21 protein-coding genes and 1 riboswitch are annotated in these 22,246 nt (G+C 36.4%); of the genes, 10 read left to right on the top strand and 11 right to left on the bottom strand.

Features of this window, described 5'->3' with window-relative positions:
• Positions 1-52: 52 nt before the first annotated feature.
• Positions 53-3,748, bottom strand: a complete 3,696-nt coding sequence (locus tag EDD61_RS03765; protein ID WP_132224071.1) for a phosphoribosylformylglycinamidine synthase — start codon at positions 3,746-3,748, stop codon at positions 53-55.
• Between the two features lie 15 nt (positions 3,749-3,763).
• Positions 3,764-4,264, bottom strand: coding sequence for a 5-(carboxyamino)imidazole ribonucleotide mutase (gene purE / locus EDD61_RS03760; RefSeq protein WP_008690292.1), 501 nt, complete (start codon positions 4,262-4,264; stop codon positions 3,764-3,766).
• Positions 4,265-4,443: 179 nt separating this feature from the next.
• Positions 4,444-4,545: riboswitch (purine riboswitch) on the bottom strand.
• A gap of 288 nt (positions 4,546-4,833) precedes the next feature.
• On the opposite strand from purE, the gene EDD61_RS03755 reads away from it, so the two are divergent.
• From EDD61_RS03755 to EDD61_RS03725, 7 genes are all read left to right on the top strand, one after another.
• Positions 4,834-5,166, top strand: coding sequence for a PadR family transcriptional regulator (locus EDD61_RS03755; RefSeq protein ID WP_132224069.1), 333 nt, complete (start codon positions 4,834-4,836; stop codon positions 5,164-5,166).
• A 61-nt stretch (positions 5,167-5,227) separates the two neighbouring features.
• Complete coding sequence (locus EDD61_RS03750; protein WP_132224067.1) at positions 5,228-5,896, top strand: hypothetical protein; 669 nt, start codon at positions 5,228-5,230, stop codon at positions 5,894-5,896.
• A complete protein-coding gene (locus EDD61_RS03745) occupies positions 5,880-6,509 on the top strand; it encodes a hypothetical protein (RefSeq protein ID WP_207900960.1) in 630 nt (209 codons plus the stop codon). The genes EDD61_RS03750 and EDD61_RS03745 overlap by 17 nt, the downstream gene beginning before the upstream one ends.
• Before the next feature lie 16 nt (positions 6,510-6,525).
• The gene (locus EDD61_RS03740) at positions 6,526-7,179 is read left to right on the top strand and encodes a membrane protein (protein ID WP_008690288.1); all 654 of its coding nucleotides are present in this window, start codon (positions 6,526-6,528) and stop codon (positions 7,177-7,179) included.
• A gap of 65 nt (positions 7,180-7,244) precedes the next feature.
• Entirely contained in the window at positions 7,245-7,607 is a 363-nt protein-coding gene (locus tag EDD61_RS03735; protein ID WP_132224065.1) for an arsenate reductase family protein, read from the top strand.
• A 40-nt stretch (positions 7,608-7,647) separates the two neighbouring features.
• Positions 7,648-8,019, top strand: coding sequence for a metal-dependent transcriptional regulator (locus tag EDD61_RS03730; RefSeq protein ID WP_008690284.1), 372 nt, complete (start codon positions 7,648-7,650; stop codon positions 8,017-8,019).
• A 196-nt stretch (positions 8,020-8,215) separates the two neighbouring features.
• A complete protein-coding gene (locus EDD61_RS03725; RefSeq protein WP_132224063.1) occupies positions 8,216-8,956 on the top strand; it encodes a helix-turn-helix domain-containing protein in 741 nt (246 codons plus the stop codon).
• 122 nt (positions 8,957-9,078) lie between these two features.
• On the opposite strand, the gene EDD61_RS03720 is transcribed toward EDD61_RS03725, so the two are convergent.
• Positions 9,079-9,852 carry a TatD family hydrolase gene (locus EDD61_RS03720; RefSeq protein ID WP_117547832.1) on the bottom strand — a complete coding sequence of 258 codons (774 nt, stop codon included), beginning with the start codon at positions 9,850-9,852 and terminating at the stop codon, positions 9,079-9,081.
• A gap of 62 nt (positions 9,853-9,914) precedes the next feature.
• The gene (gene mnmE / locus EDD61_RS03715; RefSeq protein WP_008977989.1) at positions 9,915-11,246 is read right to left on the bottom strand and encodes a tRNA uridine-5-carboxymethylaminomethyl(34) synthesis GTPase MnmE; all 1,332 of its coding nucleotides are present in this window, start codon (positions 11,244-11,246) and stop codon (positions 9,915-9,917) included.
• A 310-nt stretch (positions 11,247-11,556) separates the two neighbouring features.
• Between mnmE and EDD61_RS03710 the strand changes: the two genes are divergently transcribed.
• Positions 11,557-13,059, top strand: a complete 1,503-nt coding sequence (locus tag EDD61_RS03710; RefSeq protein ID WP_008690280.1) for an LCP family protein — start codon at positions 11,557-11,559, stop codon at positions 13,057-13,059.
• Positions 13,060-13,301: 242 nt separating this feature from the next.
• Here the strand turns inward: EDD61_RS03710 and EDD61_RS03705 are convergent, their stop codons facing one another.
• Positions 13,302-14,048: a polysaccharide deacetylase family protein gene (locus EDD61_RS03705; protein WP_008690279.1), complete on the bottom strand. Its 747-nt coding sequence runs from the start codon at positions 14,046-14,048 to the stop codon at positions 13,302-13,304.
• 224 nt (positions 14,049-14,272) lie between these two features.
• Between EDD61_RS03705 and EDD61_RS03700 the strand changes: the two genes are divergently transcribed.
• On the top strand, positions 14,273-15,049 hold the full coding sequence (locus EDD61_RS03700) for a hypothetical protein (RefSeq protein ID WP_132224061.1): 777 nt from the start codon (positions 14,273-14,275) through the stop codon (positions 15,047-15,049).
• A gap of 313 nt (positions 15,050-15,362) precedes the next feature.
• Here the strand turns inward: EDD61_RS03700 and EDD61_RS03695 are convergent, their stop codons facing one another.
• The 3 genes from EDD61_RS03695 to glmU are packed head-to-tail and all read right to left on the bottom strand — an operon-like array spanning position 15,363 to position 18,070.
• Positions 15,363-15,719 (bottom strand): DUF1622 domain-containing protein, encoded by a 357-nt coding sequence (locus EDD61_RS03695; protein ID WP_008690277.1) that lies wholly within the window; start codon positions 15,717-15,719, stop codon positions 15,363-15,365.
• Between the two features lie 24 nt (positions 15,720-15,743).
• Positions 15,744-16,697: a ribose-phosphate diphosphokinase gene (locus EDD61_RS03690; protein ID WP_008690275.1), complete on the bottom strand. Its 954-nt coding sequence runs from the start codon at positions 16,695-16,697 to the stop codon at positions 15,744-15,746.
• A gap of 17 nt (positions 16,698-16,714) precedes the next feature.
• Positions 16,715-18,070, bottom strand: a complete 1,356-nt coding sequence (gene glmU / locus EDD61_RS03685; protein WP_132224059.1) for a bifunctional UDP-N-acetylglucosamine diphosphorylase/glucosamine-1-phosphate N-acetyltransferase GlmU — start codon at positions 18,068-18,070, stop codon at positions 16,715-16,717.
• A gap of 186 nt (positions 18,071-18,256) precedes the next feature.
• Between glmU and EDD61_RS03680 the strand changes: the two genes are divergently transcribed.
• Positions 18,257-19,033, top strand: coding sequence for an HAD family hydrolase (locus tag EDD61_RS03680; RefSeq protein ID WP_132224057.1), 777 nt, complete (start codon positions 18,257-18,259; stop codon positions 19,031-19,033).
• Positions 19,034-19,341: 308 nt separating this feature from the next.
• Here EDD61_RS03680 and EDD61_RS03675 read toward each other — a convergent pair whose 3' ends face one another.
• The 3 genes from EDD61_RS03675 to EDD61_RS03665 form a co-directional block, all read right to left on the bottom strand.
• Entirely contained in the window at positions 19,342-20,673 is a 1,332-nt protein-coding gene (locus tag EDD61_RS03675) for a HAMP domain-containing sensor histidine kinase (RefSeq protein WP_243642684.1), read from the bottom strand.
• Positions 20,666-21,355 (bottom strand): response regulator transcription factor, encoded by a 690-nt coding sequence (locus tag EDD61_RS03670; protein ID WP_008690271.1) that lies wholly within the window; start codon positions 21,353-21,355, stop codon positions 20,666-20,668. Before EDD61_RS03670 ends, EDD61_RS03675 begins: the two co-directional genes overlap by 8 nt.
• A 602-nt stretch (positions 21,356-21,957) precedes the next feature.
• Positions 21,958-22,236 carry an RNA-binding S4 domain-containing protein gene (locus tag EDD61_RS03665; protein WP_008977983.1) on the bottom strand — a complete coding sequence of 93 codons (279 nt, stop codon included), beginning with the start codon at positions 22,234-22,236 and terminating at the stop codon, positions 21,958-21,960.
• Between the last annotated feature and the right edge of the window lie 10 nt (positions 22,237-22,246).

Genomic DNA, 22,246 nt, shown 5'->3' with positions numbered 1-22,246 from the left:
TAGCGATGCCTGAGGATGTGTACACAGGCATTGCTATCTTTTTCATTCCTTCTTATTTATTTTTAAAGTAGTTCACACCGTTTTCAAAGATGTTCTGTAGTTTATTACCATCAATATTCTTAAACAGTCCATCTTCATAACGTTCACTATGTCCCATCTTACCTAAGATACGACCATCCTTAGAGGTAATACCCTCAATGGCATAGTAAGAACCGTTGATATTATACGTACCATCCATGGTTGGATTACCCTCAAGATCAACATATTGGGTCGCAACCTGTCCGTTTTCAAACAGTTCTTTGGCAACTTCTTCACTTACCACAAACTTACCTTCTCCATGTGACATGGCAATGCTATGGCAGTCATTTGGTGTAAAGCTAGACAGCCAAGGAGATTTATTGCTGGTAACTTTCGTTGTCGCAATATGCGAAACATGGCGGTTGATGTTGTTACGGAACAAGGTAGGAGAAGCTTCATTCAGCCCTTCAATATTGCCATATGGCAATAAGCCACTCTTGATCAATGCCTGGAATCCATTACAGATACCAAGAATCAAACCATCGTTATCTAACAATGTCTGGACTGCTTCATTTACCAATGGATTACTTAAGACATTCGCAATAAACTTACCGCTGCCATCTGGCTCATCACCGCTGGAGAAGCCACCAACCAGCATTAAGATCTGGGCATGGGCAATTTTTTCACTTAATTCCTTCAAACTGCGTTCAATGCTTGTAACATTCAGATTGTTGAAGACATAGATTTCAACTTCGGCACCGGCACGTTCAAACTGCTGTTTTGTGTCATATTCACAGTTTTGACCAGGGAAGACCGGAATAATAACTTTCGGTTTATCATATGTCTTGCTTGCTTGCTTATGTTCTGTGCTTGTATAGGTAGGTGTATCCACACGTTTTCCATCATGATCAACACTCATTGGATAAATCTTATCATAACGCTTGCACCAAACAGCGATAGCATCATCAATGTTGATACGTTCCTCATTGATACGAATACTGTTTGTATCGGTTGTTGTACCTAACAGGATGAAGGCATCATCTTCGATTACCTTATCACTTTCAACGATGATAGAACCGATGCTGATATCAAAAACAGGCTCATTTGTCACAACATCGATACCAATCTTATTACCAAAGCTCATCTTGCATAAGGTTTCGGCAATACCACCGAATTTCACAGTAGCAGCAGCTACGATATCCTTATTTAAGATATGCTCGCGCACAAGGGCAAAGTTTTTCTTTAACTGTTCATAATCCGGAGTCTTGTTTGCTTTTGGTGTGTGTTTTACCAGATACAGGTTATGACCTGCTGCTTTGCATTCACTGGAAATGATATTGTCTGTCTTTTCGGTTGTGACGGCAAAAGTAATCAAGGTAGGTGGCACACTGATATCATTAAAGGTTCCGGACATAGAATCCTTACCACCGATTGCCGGTGTTTCAAATGCCATTTCTGCCTCAATCAAACCAAGCAGTGCCTGCATAGGTTTGCCCCATTTTTCAGGGTCTGTATGTAAACGTTCAAAATATTCTTGATTGGTTAAACGACAAGTAGCATAATTACCACCTAACGCGGTCACTCTTGCTAGGGCTTCTACGACAGAATAGCTAGCTCCTAAATAAGGAGAGTATAAAGATACCTCAGGATGATATCCATGTGTCATGATGCTTGCGGTATTTGTGAAACCAAAGACAGGCAATTTCTGTACGCTGCCTTCTGTTTCAGTTAATTGATACTTACCGCCAAATGGCATTAAAACAGTAGACTTACCGATGGAAGCATCGAACATTTCAGCCAAGCCAATCTGAGAAGCAACATTTGGCTGCTGTAAGTCTTCTTCAATGCTTTTCACACTACTGTGGAATGGATCTTTTGTTGTTAAGCCTTCTTTCACAAGAACATCCTGTAAGCCACGCACACCATTGGTATCCAGGAAAGCACGTGACATATTCACGATTTCCTTACCCTGGAACTGCATTACCAAGCGTGGTTCTTCGGTTACCACGGCGACGATGCAGGCATCAAGATTTTCTTCATAGGCATATTGTTTAAACTCATCAAAGTCTTTTTCTTCAATTAATACAGCCATCCGTTCCTGTGATTCAGAAATTGCCAACTCAGTACCAGATAAACCGCTGTATTTTACTGGCACTTTATCCAAATCAATTTGTAAACCATCGGCTAATTCACCAACGGCAACACTGACACCGCCGGCCCCAAAGTCATTGGCTTTCTTAATCAAACGTGTCGCCTTTGGATTACGGAACAAGCGCTGCAGCTTACGTTCAATCGGTGCATTTCCTTTTTGAACCTCACTGGAACATTTCGTTAAAGAGGTGTCATTGTGTTCCTTACTGGAACCGGTAGCTCCACCGACACCATCACGTCCGGTAGCTCCACCAATCAAGACAACGATGTCACCGGCATTTGGTTTTTTACGCACAACATTTTCTTTCGGTGCTGCTCCAACGACTGCACCAACTTCCATACGTTTTGCGACATAGCCATCATTATAAATTTCTTTTACATATGTGGTTGCTAAACCAATCTGGTTTCCATAAGAAGAATATCCGGCAGCCGCCCCCTTAGAAATACGGGATTGTGGCAATTTGTTTGGTAAAGCTTCCTTAATATCTTTTGTAATATCACCGGCACCGGTAATACGCATTGCCTGATAAACATAGCTTCTTCCTGACAATGGGTCACGGATGGCACCACCGATACAAGTGGATGCGCCACCAAATGGTTCAATTTCCGTTGGATGGTTATGCGTTTCATTCTTAAACATCAACAGCCACTGCTGATCTTCACCATCTACATCCACCGTGATTTCAATGGAGCAGGCATTGATTTCATCACTGACTTCCATGTCTTCCAATTTACCATTCTTACGCAAATATTTACCGGCAATGGTTGCCATATCCATCAAGGTCATGACTTTCTTATTACCATGTACCTCTTCACGTAAATGCAAATAAGTTTCATATGCCTTCTGGATGCTATCCTGTAAAGAACCGGCATCAAAGGTCACATTCTGTAAGATTGTTTCAAATGTTGTATGACGACAATGATCAGACCAATAAGTATCCAATACCTTTAATTCCGTTAAAGTCAGATCACGCTGTTCTTCTTCTTTGAAATACTTCTGCACATGGGCAATATCTGCCAAGGTCATAGCTAAGCCATGTTCCTGACGAAGTGCTTCTAAGCCTGCTTCATCCAAAGCACAGAAACCTTCTAAAACCGGAACAGCTTCGATTTCTACATCTTCTTCATTGATTAACACAGAGAGATCTTTCTCTCTCATTTCCACAGGGTTAATAAGATAGTTCTTAATGGCGATAAGTTCTTCTTCACTTACACTGCCATCTAGAATAACGATCTTTCCACTTTTGATAACAACATCCTGCTTATTATTCAACAGCATCAAACATTGCTGTGCGCTATCAGCACGCTGATCATATTGACCTGGCAGGCATTCATATGCAATGTATGTCTTTCCTTCCAATGCGATCTCATCAAATACTTCATCTGTTACTTTTTCTGATAATACCTTATCCTTTAACAGTTCCATATCATGGTCATCCCCATGAAAAACATCATAGACATTGTAAAGCTCAATACCATGTACATCAGATAAATTCAAATTCTGTTTTAATTCATGAAATAAAGAATCTGCTTCTACACGAAAAGCTTCTTTCTTCTTCACATACACACGATAGTTCATCTTCTTCTCCTTATATTATTCCACTTCAATTACGGAATCTTTGATAACTTTTTCAGCCATTGCTTTCTTAAAGGCTTCCATTTTTTCAGCCATTTCATCATCGCTCAAGGCAATCATCTGTGCTGCCAGGATGGCGGCATTTTTTGCGCCGGCTTTACCGATTGCGACAGTTGCGACAGGAATTCCACCAGGCATTTGCACCGTACTCAGCAAAGAGTCCATACCACCTAATGCACTTGTCTGAATAGGAACACCAATCACTGGTAATGTCGTAGAACTAGCAATCACACCACCTAAGTGTGCAGCTCCACCGGCAGCTGCGATAATAACCTTAATACCGCGTTTCTTTGCGCCTTCTGCCAATGCGATAACTTCATTTGGCGTACGATGTGCTGATAAAGCATGTGCTTCAAAGGGGATATCGAATTCCTTCAGCTGATTGAAACAAGCTTCCATAGTAGGAAGATCACTGCGACTTCCCATTAAAATACTGACGATAGGTTTCTTTTCACTCATTTGCTTTTCCTCCTTAGAAATAAAAAATACATATCAAGCATCTCTTAATATGTACACTAAAAACCGTTGAATTGTGTAATTAATATAGTGCATCTTCTTAAGACCATAAGTAAGACCTCCTATAAAAATATAAAGACGTACCTGCCTGCCAAGCAAACAAGTACGTCCCGAACAAAAAGAAAGAGTAATTGTTTGCTTGTAGCCCGTGAATTTACGGCTCACGGCTAGAAACTCTCCATCCATATTATGGAGTATATACAAGCATATTGTCAATACATGATTATTTTACTAAACTTCCTATGGTATTACAATAGGTTTTCTTAATTTTTACATATATTTATGCAGGTTTATTATCATTTTTACCTGTATTCAATATAGCATAGAAACGGTTGCTAAAAATAACAGATAAAAACAAAGCCTGTGTCCCCTTGCTACATAAGTAGTTTGATATCCTCGTTCATTAATTTCTGAAAATATCTTAATTTTTTAATACCTTCTTGCGTCTATGCTACTTTGTGTTACAATGTAGTTGAAGGAAGTACCTTGTGTAACAAAGTAGAGGTGATTGCATGTATGACAAAACACAGCTGATGCGTGGGAGTCTGGAAGGATGTATTCTCAAGATTATCGAAAAGCAAACAACATATGGCTATGAGATTTTAATGGGCATGAAAGAAGCCGGCTGGATAGATGTCAGTGAAGGTACCTTGTATCCCATATTATTGCGCTTAGAAAAACAACATTATATCAAGGCTGAGAAAAAAGCATCACCGCTAGGTCCTAAACGTAAGTATTATCAGATTACAGAAGCAGGCAAAATGTATTTAGCTGAATTTTACGAAAATTGGCAAATTCTAGAACATACCATGCTTGTATTATTCGATGATAGAAAAGATACGTAATAATATAATGCATAATGTTTATGCAGGTGGTACAAGAGCATAATCGAAAGGAGTGAACACGATGAAAGATACAGGAAACTTAAACAAGGAATATCGTCAAGTTTATCAAACAATGTGTGAGTATCTATATACAAAAAACATAAACAAACTCATTCGTAAAGATATCTTAGCAGACATTTTAGCAATCGCCGAAGAAGGACAACTACGTGGAGCTTCACCACATGAAACCTTTGGCGATTATGAAAGTTTCTGTGATGAGGTATCAAAAAATGCCATTGCGGAAACAAAGTTAGAAACAATTTCTTTATACCTAGGTGCCTTTCTTATGTTATTTAGTTTAAGCTTCTTAAAAGAATTACTTTTTTCCTTACAAACGACCCTACAACTTGGCTATCTGCTTTATGACAGAGCAGACTTCTGTATGTACTTCACAGATTTCTTAATGATAACTTTAGTTATGTATATCTATCAAAGATATGCTTTCCATCTACCTAAAATGCGTATTCTTATCATAATTATAGGCTTTATTGTTATTGATGGCGGTATGTATTTAATAGCTCCTTATCTCCTGCCAGCTAAGATGCATATTCCTTTATTATTTATTGGTTGTATTTGTTTCATTTGTGTAATCATGCTAAGTTTGTCTTACTGGCTGCGGCATAAGCATTATCAACAGTTTCTTAACTACAAGAGTACATCAGGAGGTGAGAATGATGTTTTACAAAAATAAATTAGATGAGCGTGGTCTTAATAGCGATTATCTAACAACCTTCCATTTAATGAAAGATTATTTAACTAGCAAGCATATTAATCGTTTGGTTTTGTATGACATTCTAGAAGATATTCTTGTGATGGCTTTGGATAATCAACAGCGCAATTTAAAGCCTAAAGAAGTTTTTGGAGATTATCAACAGTTTTGTGATGAGATTTCCCGCAATGCCGTAAAAGAAACAACGATAGAAAAAGTAGGTTTATATGGCGGACTGCTATGCATTTTTATCACACTTCTTTTCCTAATCGGAATCTTCAATAACCATGGTGAGATACGTTTTACTGCAGATGAACTTATACGCTATATTTTGACATTTATAGGTATCCCTATGACCATCTTTATAATCAACCGTTTATCCTTTCGTTTAGAATTTGGTCGTTACGCCATTATGATACCCCTCTATGCTTTACTAATTTGTATAATGCCTCCTATGTTATCGCCTTATTTGCCTCATTCTATTATAATTCCTATAGTTTTTATTGGCATATGTATTCTCTTAACACCTATTTTGTTATACCTGTACTTTCATACACAGCATAAGAATTACTTTTCCTATAAAGAAGCAGCATAAAAACGGAGGTGTCTTTATGAAAAATAAAGTAAAAGATCTGCACCACGATTATAAAAAAGTATATACAAAGATTGCTCGTAATTTATCCTCTCGTCATATCAGCAATACTGTATTCCGTGATATTCTTGACGATGTGCTCGCCTTAGCCTTGGATAATCAACAACGTGACATCCCAACAGAAGAAGCTTTCGGTGATCTTGAAGAGTTCTGCAATCAAATCAGCGAAAATGCTGTAAAAGAAACCATGCTAGAACATATTTTGCGTTTATTATACATCTTTTCCGGTGCTATCTTCATCTTCTTTATCATGATCTTGCTTTTGTCTTTGATAGGTCTTGATGATACGACATCTATTTCTTTCACACACTATACATTTACCTTTACTGTAAATGATTTCTGTACCGCTCTTGCCGTATCTGCTGCCATTTTATTAGCTGATTTTGCACAAGGCCGCACTGTTTTGCGTTTTAAAGAATATAGTTGGATCATCTATATAATTATTTATGCTGTTTGCTATATAGGTATCATGCTTTGGGCAAATACACACTATACCGGAACTATCACCATCTCTTTCTTAGCGCTATGTATCATCTTATGTGTCATAGGTGCTATTTCAATTTTCTATCATATACTATGCCGCAAACAATTTAAGAAATATAAAGGCTTATGATATAGGCAGAAAGATTGCAATTCCGGCAAATTTCCCCTATGATATTTCTAAGTGAGGTGGCTAAAATGAAAGTCTTATTTATTGAATATCCGAAATGCTCCACATGTCAAAAAGCGAAAAAGCACTTACTATCCCTTGGTGTTGAGGTAGAAGCACGTCATATCGTGGAAGATACACCAAGTGCTGCAGAGCTAAGCACATGGTGGAAACAAAGCGGACTTCCTTTAAAGAAATTCTTTAATACCAGTGGTAATTTATACAAAGAACTACATATGAAAGAACGTCTTCCTTTGATGAGCGAGGAAGAACAATTGAAATTGCTGAGTGAGCATGGCATGTTAATCAAACGTCCGCTTCTTGTAACAGAGCAAGTTGTTCTTGTTGGCTTTAAAGAAGAGAATTACACAAACTTATGTTCACAGTCTTGATTTTATGATATATTTAAAGAAAGTATATTGAGGTGATTGCATGAAATTAGGGGAATCTTTAGAAGATTATTTAGAAACATTGCTGATATTGGAAGAAACCGGAAAAATTCGCTGTGTGGATGTCGCAAGTCGCATGCATGTATCCAAACCCAGTGTAAACAAAGCCATGAATGTGTTAAAAGAAAAAGGGTATGTCTTACAAGAAAGCTATGGAGATATTCATCTCACCGATGCCGGAAGAGATTTGGCAAAAAGTATTTATTTGCGTCATGAAACCATCAGCGGTTTTTTACAAGATGTACTTGGTGTCAGTGCTGAAAATGCTGATGAGGATGCCTGTCACATTGAACATGTCATCAGTGAGGAGACCTTTCAAAAACTGATGGATTTTAAAAACAAATATGCGAAATAAGCTGAAGAAACATCAACATCATTGCTGACTTCCTTCAGTTTTTTTTATGACTTTTTTATAATCAGCCGCATAACCCTTATATGAATACCTCGTACAGTTTTTTATCCATCATGATCTACATCTTTTTCATAACTCTACTAACAGTCGATTGATTATAAAAGCATGACACTGTAAGATATAGCCAGGAGGTGTATGTATGGATCAGATAAATAATGAAAAAGTCGGTTCGTATATAAGTGAATTAAGAAAAGCAAAAAAGCTTACACAAAAAGATTTAGCTGACAAGTTGTATGTATCAGATAAAACCGTAAGTAAATGGGAGCGTGGAGTAAGCATGCCCAGCATACCCTTGCTTATGCCCCTAGCAAATTTATTTGATATCACTGTTACTGAACTACTAAAAGGTGAGCATCAGAATATCGAATCCTTGAAGCCATGCGATATTCATGCATACGATCACGTCATCTATCACACGCTACAACAGCATCGAAAACATTGGATCATCGCATATTTCCTATGCATCATCATCTTTTTCTTTGAAATTATCATGTTTACTATGGCAGATATCTCGATATCAGACTTACAAAGCAGCATAACTACTAGTGTTATCATCTTATTATTAGGAGGATATTTTTGTTTTCTTACCCCAAAGGTATTACCTTCCTATTACGATTCAAATAAGATTCATTATGTTATGCATGGTATTTTCAGAATACATTGTACCGGTTTATCTTTCCATAATGGGAATTGGCCATATATCTGTACCACAATTAAAAGTTGGGCACTGCTATCTGCTGATGTATTCATTCTCATCCACGGTATATGTATAAAATTATATGGTTCAACAGTTACAAGCAACATACAGGGCGTTTTACTAACCTTTCTTTTCTGTAGCTTAATACTTGCTATATATTATATAGGTAAAAAGTATGAATGATATAAAGAGTAGAAATACCTTTAAACTTTCCATTGTCAATATAAAATAAAGATAAGAAAATAGTATTTATCTAATAAATAAAATCTTCTTATCTTTTTTGTTTTTCAAAGTTCCTATAACCGCTATGTATTATAAAATAACCTTTGATAATTTCTTTCTAATTGCTCAGCTAGCTCAGCTTCGCTCATACCCTTTATTTCACATAAGCGTTGAAAGGTTACTTCAACATACATCGGCTCATTTTGTTTGCCGCGATGTGGATGTGGTGTAAGATATGGGCTGTCTGTTTCAATAAACAATCTGTCTACAGAAAGTTTTTCAGCAACCTCTGGAGCTCCTCTTGAATTTTTAAATGTCAATGGTCCGCCATAGGAAATATAAAAGCCTAATTTCATTGCCTCAACAGCTGTCTCATAACTTCCGCTGTAACAGTGGAAAATTCCTTGTAAAGGTCTGTGTTCTTTCAAGATGTCAAGCGTGTCCTTTGTGGCTTCTCGCATATGTATAAGAATCGGAATGTGGTATTTTTTCGCCATTTCAAGCTGACGTATAAAGCCTTTTATCTGATCTTCTCTTTTTACGTCATCCCAATGATAATCCAAACCTATTTCACCAAGTGCACACAACTCATGATGCTGTAATAAGCTTTCCAATCGTACATAATCTTTTTCTTCAAATTTATATAGATCATTGGGATGAAAGCCTAACGCAATATCAAAGATTGCAGGATGTTGCTTTTTTAAACTTTTTGCACGTTCAAATTCTTTAAAATTCGTACAAACAATCAGCATTCTTCCTACATGATGCCTTTTTGCATTTTCAATCACATCATCAATGCGTTCAAATAGATCATCACATGTGATATGACAATGAGTATCTGTTAATGTATAGTCCATATCTTTCACCTTCTTTTTAAGAATCTGCTTCTGTAACCAGTCGATTAAAAACCATCCTATATTTACTTACCTAAACAGAAATTAGCAAATAATGTGTCTAATAAATCTTCTCGATGTACTTCTCCTAATATCTCTTTTAATGCCGTATAAGCTTCCTGTATATCGATTTCTACCACATCAAGTTCAAGTCCCATCGCAATCGCATCAACAGCTGACAGCATACTTTTTTTGGCTTTCATCATTTGTGATATTTGTCGTTCATTCGCTAATACGGGCTCTTCTATAACAATTTTATGACTGTCAAATAATCGATGTACTTCATGTATTAACGGTTCAATTTCATGATGCTGAGCAGAAATGCATATGCCTTTTATATGTTGATTAAGATCTTTTTTATTATATACAATAATTCTTGTCTTATTTTCAGTCATTTGCATCAGTTGCTGATCTTCTTCATCCAATGGACGACTGGCATCTAAAACTAAAATAATTAATTGTGCATCTTCGATAGCTTTCATACTTCTTTCGATACCGATTTTTTCAACAACATCCTCTGTTTCACGAATTCCCGCTGTATCTATCAAATTCAAAGTCAAACCACCCAAGTGAATATGACCTTCCACAATATCTCTGGTGGTTCCTGCTATTTCGGTAACAATTGCTTTATCTTCTTCCAGAAGGGCATTTAACAAGCTGCTTTTCCCAACATTTGGTTTTCCGATGATCGCTGTTTTGATACCTTCTTTCATCATTTGTCCACTTTCAGCACGTTCTAATAATTGATCAATTTGTGAAAGCCATTTTTGAATCTTAGGAAGTATCACTTCATTGCTCAACATCTCAACATCATCATATTCAGGGTAATCGATATTCACTTCTATATTCGCGATAATATCTAAAATATTTTTAATGAATGGCTCTAATAATTTTTTTACACTTCCGCGAATCCCATGCATTGCTAATTTCCGACTCTCATTAGAATCCGCAAGAATCATATCGTTAATAGCTTCTGCCTGTGTCAAATCAATTCGGCCATTTAAAAATGCTCTGCGCGTGAATTCTCCCGGCTCTGCTAAGCGTGCCCCCTGCATCAGACAAAGTTGCAGAATCTTTTTTGTCACATAACGGCCGCCATGGCAATTGATCTCTACGATATCCTCTCTTGTAAATGTTTTAGGAGCACGAAAAACCGATACTAACACCTCATCAATTTCCTCTTTTGTAATAGGGTCTAGGATAAAACCATAACTGATTGTATGACTTTTTTTTGATGTCAGATCGATCGAACATAAGGAATCAACAATTTGAATGGCCGCATCACCACTCATTCGTATGATCGAGATGGCGCCATCTACAGCTGCTGTTGAAATTGCCGCAATGGTATCTTGTAACATGTATAAACACCTGCCGTTTCTAACGTATATTGTATCATGTATATCACCATTTTTCCTATTCGTTTACCATCTTTTTCGCAGATAACGCATAAATTGTATGCTTTTGTAGATGCTTTGGGAAAAACAAGAAAATAACGCATAGCTGATATACACTACACTTTTCTTTCAAGCATCCTATTTTTGTAAAAGCGGCATTTCTGTTTTGTTACCATTTCTTAGTGCTTAATGAAACGTAAGAATTTTATGTAGTAAAAACGCTTGAAAACAGGTATAATAAATATGCTTATCATTACAAGAAAGGGCTGAAAACATGGCAAAAAAAAGCACGAATAAAAAGGCGTTCTATAAAAAGCCTGAATTTTATTTCATATTGATATATGCCGTACTTACTTTAGCATTTATCGTTCAAGCATTTACAATTAATCTGATTCCTATGAAATATTTTATGATACTTGCTGTATTGCTTCTGTTACTATTATTGGCAATGTATTATTTACAGATGGGTAAAAGAGTAAATCGATTTAACCGAGCTTTAGGAAAAGTTCTCATCGTTATTCTTTCCTTATTATTAGCTGTAGGTAATTGGTATATATTTAAAACAAGTGATGCTTTCTCAAAAATGACAGGTAGTGATACCGATGTATCTATCCTATCCGTTGTTGTTATGAAAGATAGCAAAATGAAAGAAATCAATGACTTAAAGGATAAGAAACTTGGCACAATCTCTATTGGTGATTCAGAAACCCAAAACAAGGCATTGACAGATATTGAAAAAGATTTAGGATCTAAGCCAGTTACCATTAGCTATTCTTCTTATAAGAAATATGGTGATGACTTATACAATGGAAATGTGGACGCAATCTTAGTTAACGAAGGTTCTCGCGGGATGTTTGAAGAAGAACACTCTGATTTTAACAAAAAGACACGTGTCATTAAAGAATACCGATATGAGACCAAATCAAAAGCATTGGCAAAAGGTGTTGACGTTACCGAAGATCCATTTAATGTGTATATTACCGGTATTGATACGTATGGTTCTATCGCTACTGTATCGCGTTCCGATGTTAATATGATCGTATCTATTAACCCTAAAACACATCAGATTTTAATGACCGGTGTACCTCGTGATTTCTATATTCCTCAGGTATGTCAAGATAATCAGCTTGATAAACTGACCCATACAGGTATCTTTGGTGTTGATTGTACTTTGAAATCAGTTGAGAACTTTATGGATATCAAATTAAATTATTATGCACGTGTAAATTTCTCAAGTTTAATTAATATTGTCGATGCATTAGGTGGTATCACAGTAAATTCTCCATTTGCCTTTACGACAAATAACGGATATCAAATCAATGTCGGCGAGAATAATTTGAGTGGTGAAGCAGCCCTTGGCTTTGTTCGTGAACGTTATTCATTAGCTGATGGTGATCGTGAACGTAGCCGTAATCAAATGCGCGCTTTGACAGCTATCATCAACAAAGCCTTATCCCCTACGATTATCACAAACTATACAGGTATTATGAGTGCTGTAAGCGGCAGCTTCCAGACAAATATGTCACAAAGTGAAATGACAGCATTTGTAAAAGCACAGTTGAATGATATGAGTGGCTGGGATATCAAGCAAATTCAAGTGAGTGGCCGCGGCGCAACCAAGTGGACACCGGCTAATGGATTTAATGCCTATGTTATGGTACCAAATGAAGCCTGTGTAACGAATGCTATTAAGTTAATCAAAAAGATAGATAAAGGTGAAACCATTACACAAGCAGATATTGATCATCAAAATGAGCTTGTTTCAAAAGCCGGATAATACTTTCTGTTATAGGGAAGTTTCGTCTTTATCGTTTCTTCGAAAAGACATCATGACGTATCCCAATTATTAGTAGCGATAGTTCTTATCTTTCAAATGAAGGAAGTAATCTTATCATCTTTAAAGAATAAAGTAATCTATAGAAAAGAAGAAGTTTGTAAACCTGTTGGATATGATTTCATTCAGTATCCATAACCTGCAACCTTCTTCTTTTTTTCTTCCATCGTGTAATGAATTTGCCTTTAATTTGCAATATGATGATGAAAAACCGGCGTTGTATCATCGATGATCCGGAATTCAAAGCCTTGTTGTATATAACTGTTTAACAGCGTAGGCAAAGCCTCAACAGTAGCTTTATTGGCACCTCCATCATGCATAAGCATCATGACCGTATCCTGATTTCTTACTTCTTTTAGCCCTGTGTTTATCAAAGAATCCACGCTTGTATAACAATTTCCATCACCGTTCGAAGCATTCCAGTCATAATAGTGATACCCATGTTCCTCAACTTTTTTAGCTAATTTACTCATAATCTTAGAGGCGTATTTCCGTGAGACTGTATTACTGACACCACCTGGAAAACGCAGAATTTTTGTCCTTTTTCCTGTTTGTTTCTCAATGATATCGTTCATTTTTTCAACATCTTTAAAATAACCATCTACACTTGTATAAATTGTTTTATAGTCATGTGCATATGTATGAACTCCTATCGCATGGCCTCTTTTTACCTCTTCTTTAATCATATTTATATGATCTGGGCTTTCTGCTGTTACGAAAAAGGTTGCTTTCACATGGAAACGATCTAGAATATCTAATATTTCTTGCGTATTCTGACTTGGACCATCATCAAAGGTAAGATACATCACTTTTTTCTTCTCGCTGCTTACCTTAATCAATTCAGCAGATGGCAAGACGGATGCCATCATCGCAATTACTAGCAAAAAACCACAACAACACAAAAACACACGCTTTGCTAATTGCTTATCCATACAATCACCTCATGAGTTATTGTTCCCCGAGGTGTTAACTTTATTTGCGATGGCAGATTCTTTTCGTAAACTGCCTCGACTTACCGAATGTAACATCATGCATAATTTAAATACCCCAACAGATTCTACTCTGATGTACTTTCTTGTGAATTCAAAGAATTATGATGTTTCTTCCTTTCTGAAATTACATTTCTATAGTAAAATAAAAGACAAGGAGGGATAGTATGCAAATTGATTCATCTCTTATTCATGCCTTTTTACATGATTTACCTATGGAACAAACCAGCGGATATTCCTATGTATCTGGCTTTCAACAACCAGATAGCAAACGTAAAGATGTCGTTTCCGCATTACTAAGTGAACTGGAAACGATTGTCGAGGAATTCCCGGTATTTAATAAAGATATCTGGTTAAGCTTATTTTCCGATATGGATGAGCTTCTTGCTTCATTAACCATCATACCGGTTGTCGGAAGTACCTCAGCCCCAATGCGTACCGAAGTTTTCAAGCACAATGTTATCATTTTAGATCTGATTCATATTGCTGATTATACAAGAATCCTCTCTCAAATGACTTATATCATGCAAAATTATATCACTTTGGAAATAACCAAGCTTTGTATACGTCATCGTTACCCTTTGTCAACTCACCATTATCTTGACATGCTAGATGATATGACATTTACTCATGGGCTGGCTAATTGGTTAGCCTGGAATCGCAATTGTAAAGAGTATAAATTTCAAGATGTCCGCTATGAGCCTCACAAAGAAAAAGCATTTGGCATGTTGGCACAAGCTATTACAATTGAAAATAAAGCTTTGCAGCATACCGTATTGCATAAAGCATTACATAGTGACTTTTGGAATCAATTCACGGCAGTAGCCGGTATGTTTTATTTTGATGATGTTTATCATGATATAGGAAAAGATGGTATCTTATTGCTTTATCGACATGGGCCTAAACATTTTATTCACACCATTTTTCATACAAACGATAAATAGAACATACGTTTCTTAAAAAGCTAAGTACCATGAGTTATCAAGAAAAGTTTAATGAATTATAATGAAGTTTGTTGAATTAAAAAAATTTTAATGATTTACAAATAAGTTTAATGAATTATAAAGAAGTATGTTAAATTATGAAACAAAGTTTGATAAGTTATAAGAATAGAAAAGCAATAAAATATCCTTTATAAAGACTTATATAAGAAAAGAGTCGTGACATTACACGGTATCTCTCACATTTGCCACTTCATTTGTGAGAATACATTCGTATATGCCTTGACTCTTTTTTAATAAATATATTTTATGATGTTTAATAATTGTTAGGAGATGCCTCTTCAGGAGAGCCATGTTGCTGTTCTGCCTTGATTTCAAAATGAATCATCAATGACAACAGTGCTCTTAGAAGAATGATCGCACCTAAAATGAGGATTTCATTTAGACTGCGGACAAGAACCGTCTTTAAAATTTCGGCTCCCATCTTAAATTCCAGTCCCAATGCCAGAGCATTTGCTAATTCGATACGTATCGGGTATCGTTTCTTTGTCAGAAAAGCCTTACTATAATGATAGAAAGCCTTAACCGAACCGAAGGTGATTACTGCAATCCCAATCAGTTCCAGTAAAGAAATAATTTCTGGCAGGAATTGTGCAACGATATGTTCCAGCATATAAATTCCTTTCTATGTATTTTTTTATTCAGCGTAACGGGAAACAATTGGACTTACCGGGCGGTTTTCTTCAATTGCCTTAATGACATCACCAAGTACCGGTCCAACAGATAATACTTTCATTTCTGGATACTGAGCAGCTTTTTCATCTTGTGCAATTGTATTTGTACAGATGAAACCTGCTAAATTACTTGCTTTTAAACGATCAATTGCTGGTCCGCTTAATACCCCATGTACACAAGATGCGTATACAGCGGTAGCACCCTTTTCATACAACATGTTAATACCTGCTGTTAACGTTCCGGCAGTATCTACAATGTCATCTACCATGATGGCAACCTTACCATTTACATCACCAATGATATTCATCGCTTCTGCCACATTTGGTTTTGGACGACGTTTATCGATAATAGCCAATGGTGCATGCAGAATCTCCGCTAACTTACGCGCACGCGTAGTTCCTCCATGGTCCGGAGATACAACAACTACATCCTGCAGATTTAATTCCTTGAAATATTTACCGATGATTGGTATTGCTGAAATATCATCCGCCGGAATATCGAAGAATCCCTGAATCTGTGTAGCATGAAGTTCCATTGTGATTACACGGTTAGCTCCTGCTCTTTCAAGTAAATCAGCAACTAACTTTGAGGTGATTGGCTGTCTTGGTTTTGCCTTACGATCCTGACGTGCATAGCCAAAGTATGGCATTACGACAGAAATATGTCCGGCGCTGGCACGTTTGCAGGCATCAATAGCAATCAACACCTCCATGATGTTACTGGAAACCGGTGCGCAGGTAGACTGTACGATAAAGACATTCTTACCACGTACAGATTCCCCAAGTTCAACCATGATTTCTCCATCGGAGAAGTGTTTTACATCACACTGTCCCAGAGGAATACCCAGTTGACTGACGATTTCATTTGCCAGACCCACACTGGATGTTAACGCAAATACTACTGTTTTGTTTTCCATTGTTCCCTATTCCTTTCCTATTTGTTCTTATACTTTGATCCATAACCTTTCTTTATGGACTGACGAGAGCGGGCAATTCCCATATCACCATCATCTACTGAATCAGTAATTGTAGAACCTGCCGCAAGCAAAGCGTTTTCGCCAATGGTCACAGGCGCAATCAGATTACAATTGCTGCCAATAAATGCACCATCTTTAATCGTCGTGCGATATTTGTTCTTACCATCGTAATTGACGGTCACAACACCACAGCCAAAGTTGACACGCTCGCCAACATCACTGTCTCCCACATACGTTAAGTGCGCACATTTACTTCCATTGCCAAAGTGTGAGTTTTTAAATTCCACAAAATTTCCAATACGACAATTCTCACCGATTTCCGTATTGTTTCTTAAATGTGACATAGGACCGATAGCTGTCTTAGCCCCTACCTTACTTTCAACAATTTTGCTGCTATCAATGGTCACACCATCTTCAATAAGCGCATTGCGTAAGAAAGAATTCGGTAAAATTGTCACATGGGAACCTATCTTAGTGTTTCCCTGCAGATGCACATTGGGATAAATCGTTGTATCCTCTCCGATTTCCACATCAGCATCAATATAGGTGTTGTCTGGATCCAGAATGGTCACACCATTTAACATGTGTTTATGATTAATGTGCTTTTTCATCCAGCTATTGGCTTTTGCTAAATCAACACGATCATTCACACCCATGGTTTCCTCTGCATCATCTACGATCATCGCATTTACCTTTTCATTATGCTTATGAAAAATTTCTACCAGATCTGTTAAATAATACTCATTCTGGGCATTGTTGGTGGTGATTTCTTTTAAACCATCAAACAGCTTGCTGGTCTTGAAACAGAAAATTCCAGTATTGATTTCTTTAATGGCTAATTCCTCAGCACTGCAATCTTTTGCTTCAACGATTTTTTCAACCATACCATCACGATTACGTACTATACGTCCATAACGCTCACCATCCGCTAATACGCTAGTCAATACGGTACATGCATAGTTTTGATTCGCCGCAAATGCTTTCAGAATTGTTTCTTTCTGAATACAAGGTCCATCCCCATTTACGATAATGGTATCGCCGTCTTCTTCAGCTAATGCCTTAGCTTGCATGACAGCATGCCCGGTACCCAACTGCGGTTCCTGTAATGCATATTCTACGTCATCTTGTAAATACTCCTTGACGCTATTTGCTCCATGTCCGACAACAACAATGATTCGATCAACCTCGGCAGCCCTTAATGCCGCGATAATATGTCCGATCATTGGTTTATTTAACACCGGATGCATGACTTTACATAGTGAGGATTTCATTCTGGTACCTTTACCAGCCGCTAATACTATTGCAGATTTCATAAAAAAATTACCTCCATTCCTATTTTATCAAAAAAGCCAAGTAAAAAAAAGGTATATCGCCTATTTCCTACCCAATTTCCGTTGTTTTCCATATGTTTACGAATGTATACTTCACCATGAAGATTAAATGTGGCAATGTTCCTTAACCTATGATACCATGTAGACATAAGGCAGGTTGATAAATTTATGAACGATAAAATGCTATTTCTTTTTGATGTTGATGGTACACTCATTGACACAGAAACCCATCAAATTCCCCTTTCTACAATCACAGCCTTACAACAGCTGCATAAACAAGGGCATTTACTGGGAATATCGACAGGACGTTCTTTGCCATCATTGAAGAATGGCGGTTTTGCTTCCTTAATTGATTGGGATTTTTTCTTATGTAACAATGGTCAGGCAATCTTTAATAAAAAACAAGAAATCTTACATCTCGCCTGTATTCCTCAAGCGAGTGTTGAAAAGTGTATGCAGGTGGCACATGCCCAACAAAATCCTATATTGATAATTCATGGAGAAGGTGAATATCTTACTGCTGCGCCTAATGAGCTGGTTTATCAGGCATTGGATTTTTTTAAAGAACTTGTTCCAGAAGTTAAGCCTTATGATGGACAACCTGTCATCATGATGATCGCTTACGGTCCCTTACAATACGATTATGCATCTTATCATGAAATTGATGGTATACATGTTATTCCCGGATTATCCACGTATGCCGACATCGTATTAAAAGATTATCATAAATATAAAGGCATCCAATACTTGTTAAAACATCTGCAAATGGATTCCTACATTGCCTTTGGGGATAGTTTAAACGATGTAGAAATGTTGGCACATGCTGCCATAGGCGTTGCTATGGGAAATGCTCATGAAGATGTAAAAGCAATCGCTGATTATGTAACGACAAAAGTTAGTGAAGATGGTATCCTGCAAGCATTAACTTCCTTACATTTTTTGTAATTTTAATTCAAGTAAGCCTTAATTTTAAGTATTAACTGTTTTCTTATGCTGTTTATGATAATATTCTAATGATCACATCACGGTGAAACATGATACAAAAAAAGAATCCTTGGCAATTCATTCACGCAATGATTTACTGAAATAGGTTTGAATATTATCTCTTTCAAGTAATCTCATGCTTAGAACTTGCTGATGATTCTTTTTCTTTATTCACTTCATATCCTAGTTGTACAAGATTTCCAAAAGCCGATAGGAATACATTTTGTCTGATACTAACATTTCCATATAAAGGATCCTCATTTAACATCTCATGCTTTTGGTAAACCATCCATTGATAAAGGGAACACAAGCTGTACTACAAAAATGTCTTCTACCTCCTGAATCACTAAAGTAGCATTCATGTAAGACAGCATTTTTCGTACACTCTTTAATCCGATATGAGAACTTTTTTCTTTTGAAATATCCTCTTTCTTATCATTTTTAATACACATGCATAACTGCTTTTCTTCACAGCGTAAACTTATTTCCACTTGTGATGACCCATATTTGCGGATATTTGATAATAAATTATCGAATATTCTTTTTAACAAACTCGTTTCAGCCATAATCTTAAATGGTTTTGCGTCAATAAGCAGCTGAATCTCAAAACCACTGTCAATCAATTCATTGCCAAAGGCCTCGAGCATCACATTTACCTGATCTTGATCCATCAGCTGCAATTGGATATTCTCATCCTGTGCATAGATTAGGAAATGCGTAAATAAACGATCAGACATATCTTTAATTTGATCAGCCTTTATTTTACACTTACGAATATATTCCGAACGCTCTTCTTCATTCTTATATATTTTCATGTCAAGAATATCAAGATAACCAAGGAGGGAGGTCAATGGCGTACGTAAATCATGACTCATCGCTGTAACCAAATCCTGATTTGCTTGTTTTGCTTCTTTTTCACTTCGCATGTTTTCATCTAATACAGAACGCAATTGGTTCAATTGAATTGCCAGATCTGTTAATTCATCTTTACCTTCATAAAGAATCGGATGTTGAAAATCCCCACTTTCTATCAGCTTCATTTCATCCCCTATTTTTAGGATGTAATTTATTTTACGGCGGATATAGCGCATGATCAGTAATAGAAATAGCATCACACAAAGCACAATAGCACCTATTACATACAGCTCCATAAACCAAACACCTTGATAAGAATACACGGTCAAATTATATGTACCATCATAAAATTTTAATGTATAATCTTCATATTGTGGATAATATAACGTTAATAGAAAAGAAGATGTTTCTATGTATACATCCTTTTCCAAAGGACTGGCATGATCCGTATAATAGACCCCTTCAGAATCATATAGCTGCATCGTAAGATGGCGATATTCTTTCATTTCTTCACGGATGCGTTTCTGATCATTTTTTGATATATGTTTCTTGGTAATCGTAGTTTGCAATTGAGCTACCGATTCAGCTGTTGATTTTGTTAAGGCTGTTTCATCAATAATGAAATGAAAAACGCGATAACGGTTCATGAACAAAATAGCAAATAATAAAGCACTGGCCACAAAAGAAATTAACACTATCATAACCAGTTTGATACTTAATCTGGATATTCGTGTTTTTCTAATCAAAGCGATACCCCTTTCCCCAAATAGTACGTATATACTTAGGATTGGAAGGATCAACTAATAATTTTTTCCTTAAATTCCGTATATGTACCATGATCGTGTTATTGGCAGTATATAAATAGGATTCATCCCATATGCTTTCGTATAATTCTTTATTAGAAAAAACGCGCTTAGGATTGGTAATCAGTAATTGCAAGATACGATACTCTATCTCGGTAAGATTTACTTCTTCATCACCAACCCATACACGATTACTATTTTGATCCACTTTCAAATCATTACGTTCTATAATATTACTTTCCTCAATATTACTTTTTCCGCGATATACATAAAAACGACGTATAAGAGCATTTACACGAGATAAAAGCTCGCTATATGAAAATGGTTTAATAAGATAATCATCGCCACCACTGTTAAAGCCGTCTTCTTTATCTTGATCTAAAGTCTTTGCCGTAAGAAATAAGATAGGTACATTGGTTAATTCACGGATACGTCGACATGTCTTAAAACCATCCATACCGGGCATCATGATATCTAAGATAATAAGATCCTGTGCTTCGCATTTTGTAATAGCTTCTGCACCATTGTCAGCTTCATTCACAATATATCCTTCATTACTTAATAGTACATTGACCACTTCTCGGATTTCTTTATTATCATCTACGATCAGGACATTATATGCCATACCATCACCTGGTATATTGTAATGAACTCACCTAAGCAGTCATCCTTACAATATACGCATCCTTTCTATACAATGTTTTCGTCTTCATTATATAACATTTATATGAAAACACTAGTAAATAATAAGGGTTTAAGACTTTTTAAGATTTACCAAAATGATTCTAACGTTTTTATTCCAGCGCATAAATTGTATGTAGACGAATGATTGTTTCAAACACAGCATCAATTCCTATTTCATCTATCCAAGAGCATAACGCATGCAAATCATCTTGTTCGTTTGATATTTCCATGATATCTACGTTTATTTGAAAGATTTCTGAATCTGTAATAACGAGCCCTCCATTCAAAACACATGCAACTGATGGTATACTTTATTTTACCATTTTTAACTATATATAGTTAACTCGAATTCAGAAATTTCTTTGTTCTATCGATTCTAAGAACATCTTTTCATGATTCCTCATTTTTATGATTCCCCATAATGAAAAAAAGACGTAATGGAGTGACGACTTTGAAATGAACTATTTATCTAAACTTTAAGATTCATTTCCCTTGTGTCAATTCGCATTACAGCCTTTTTATAATTGTTTGTTCCTGTTTCTATCATCCATTATTTGGTGCATCCTTCTTGATGATTTTTTCTTCTAACACTTCAAACATGAGTGCCGCATCATTCTTATTTACTTGTTTCTGTAGCATCAAAACGCGAACACTTAATTCTCGATAACCAAACAGAACGCGTATTTCATCACCAATTTTTACATCCGTAGATGGTTTTGCTACTTTTCCGTTAACATAAACACGTTGTTGATCGGCTAATTCTTTTGATACTGTTCGCCGTTTTAAAATACGTGCTGTTTTCAGATATTTATCTAATCGCATCGTAACTTCA

The organism is Longicatena caecimuris (assembly GCF_004341945.1).
Classification (GTDB): Bacteria; Bacillota_I; Bacilli_A; order Erysipelotrichales; family Erysipelotrichaceae; genus Longicatena; species Longicatena caecimuris.
Note: the sequence above shows the minus strand (reverse complement) of the source record. Positions and strands in the feature narration are given on the sequence as shown.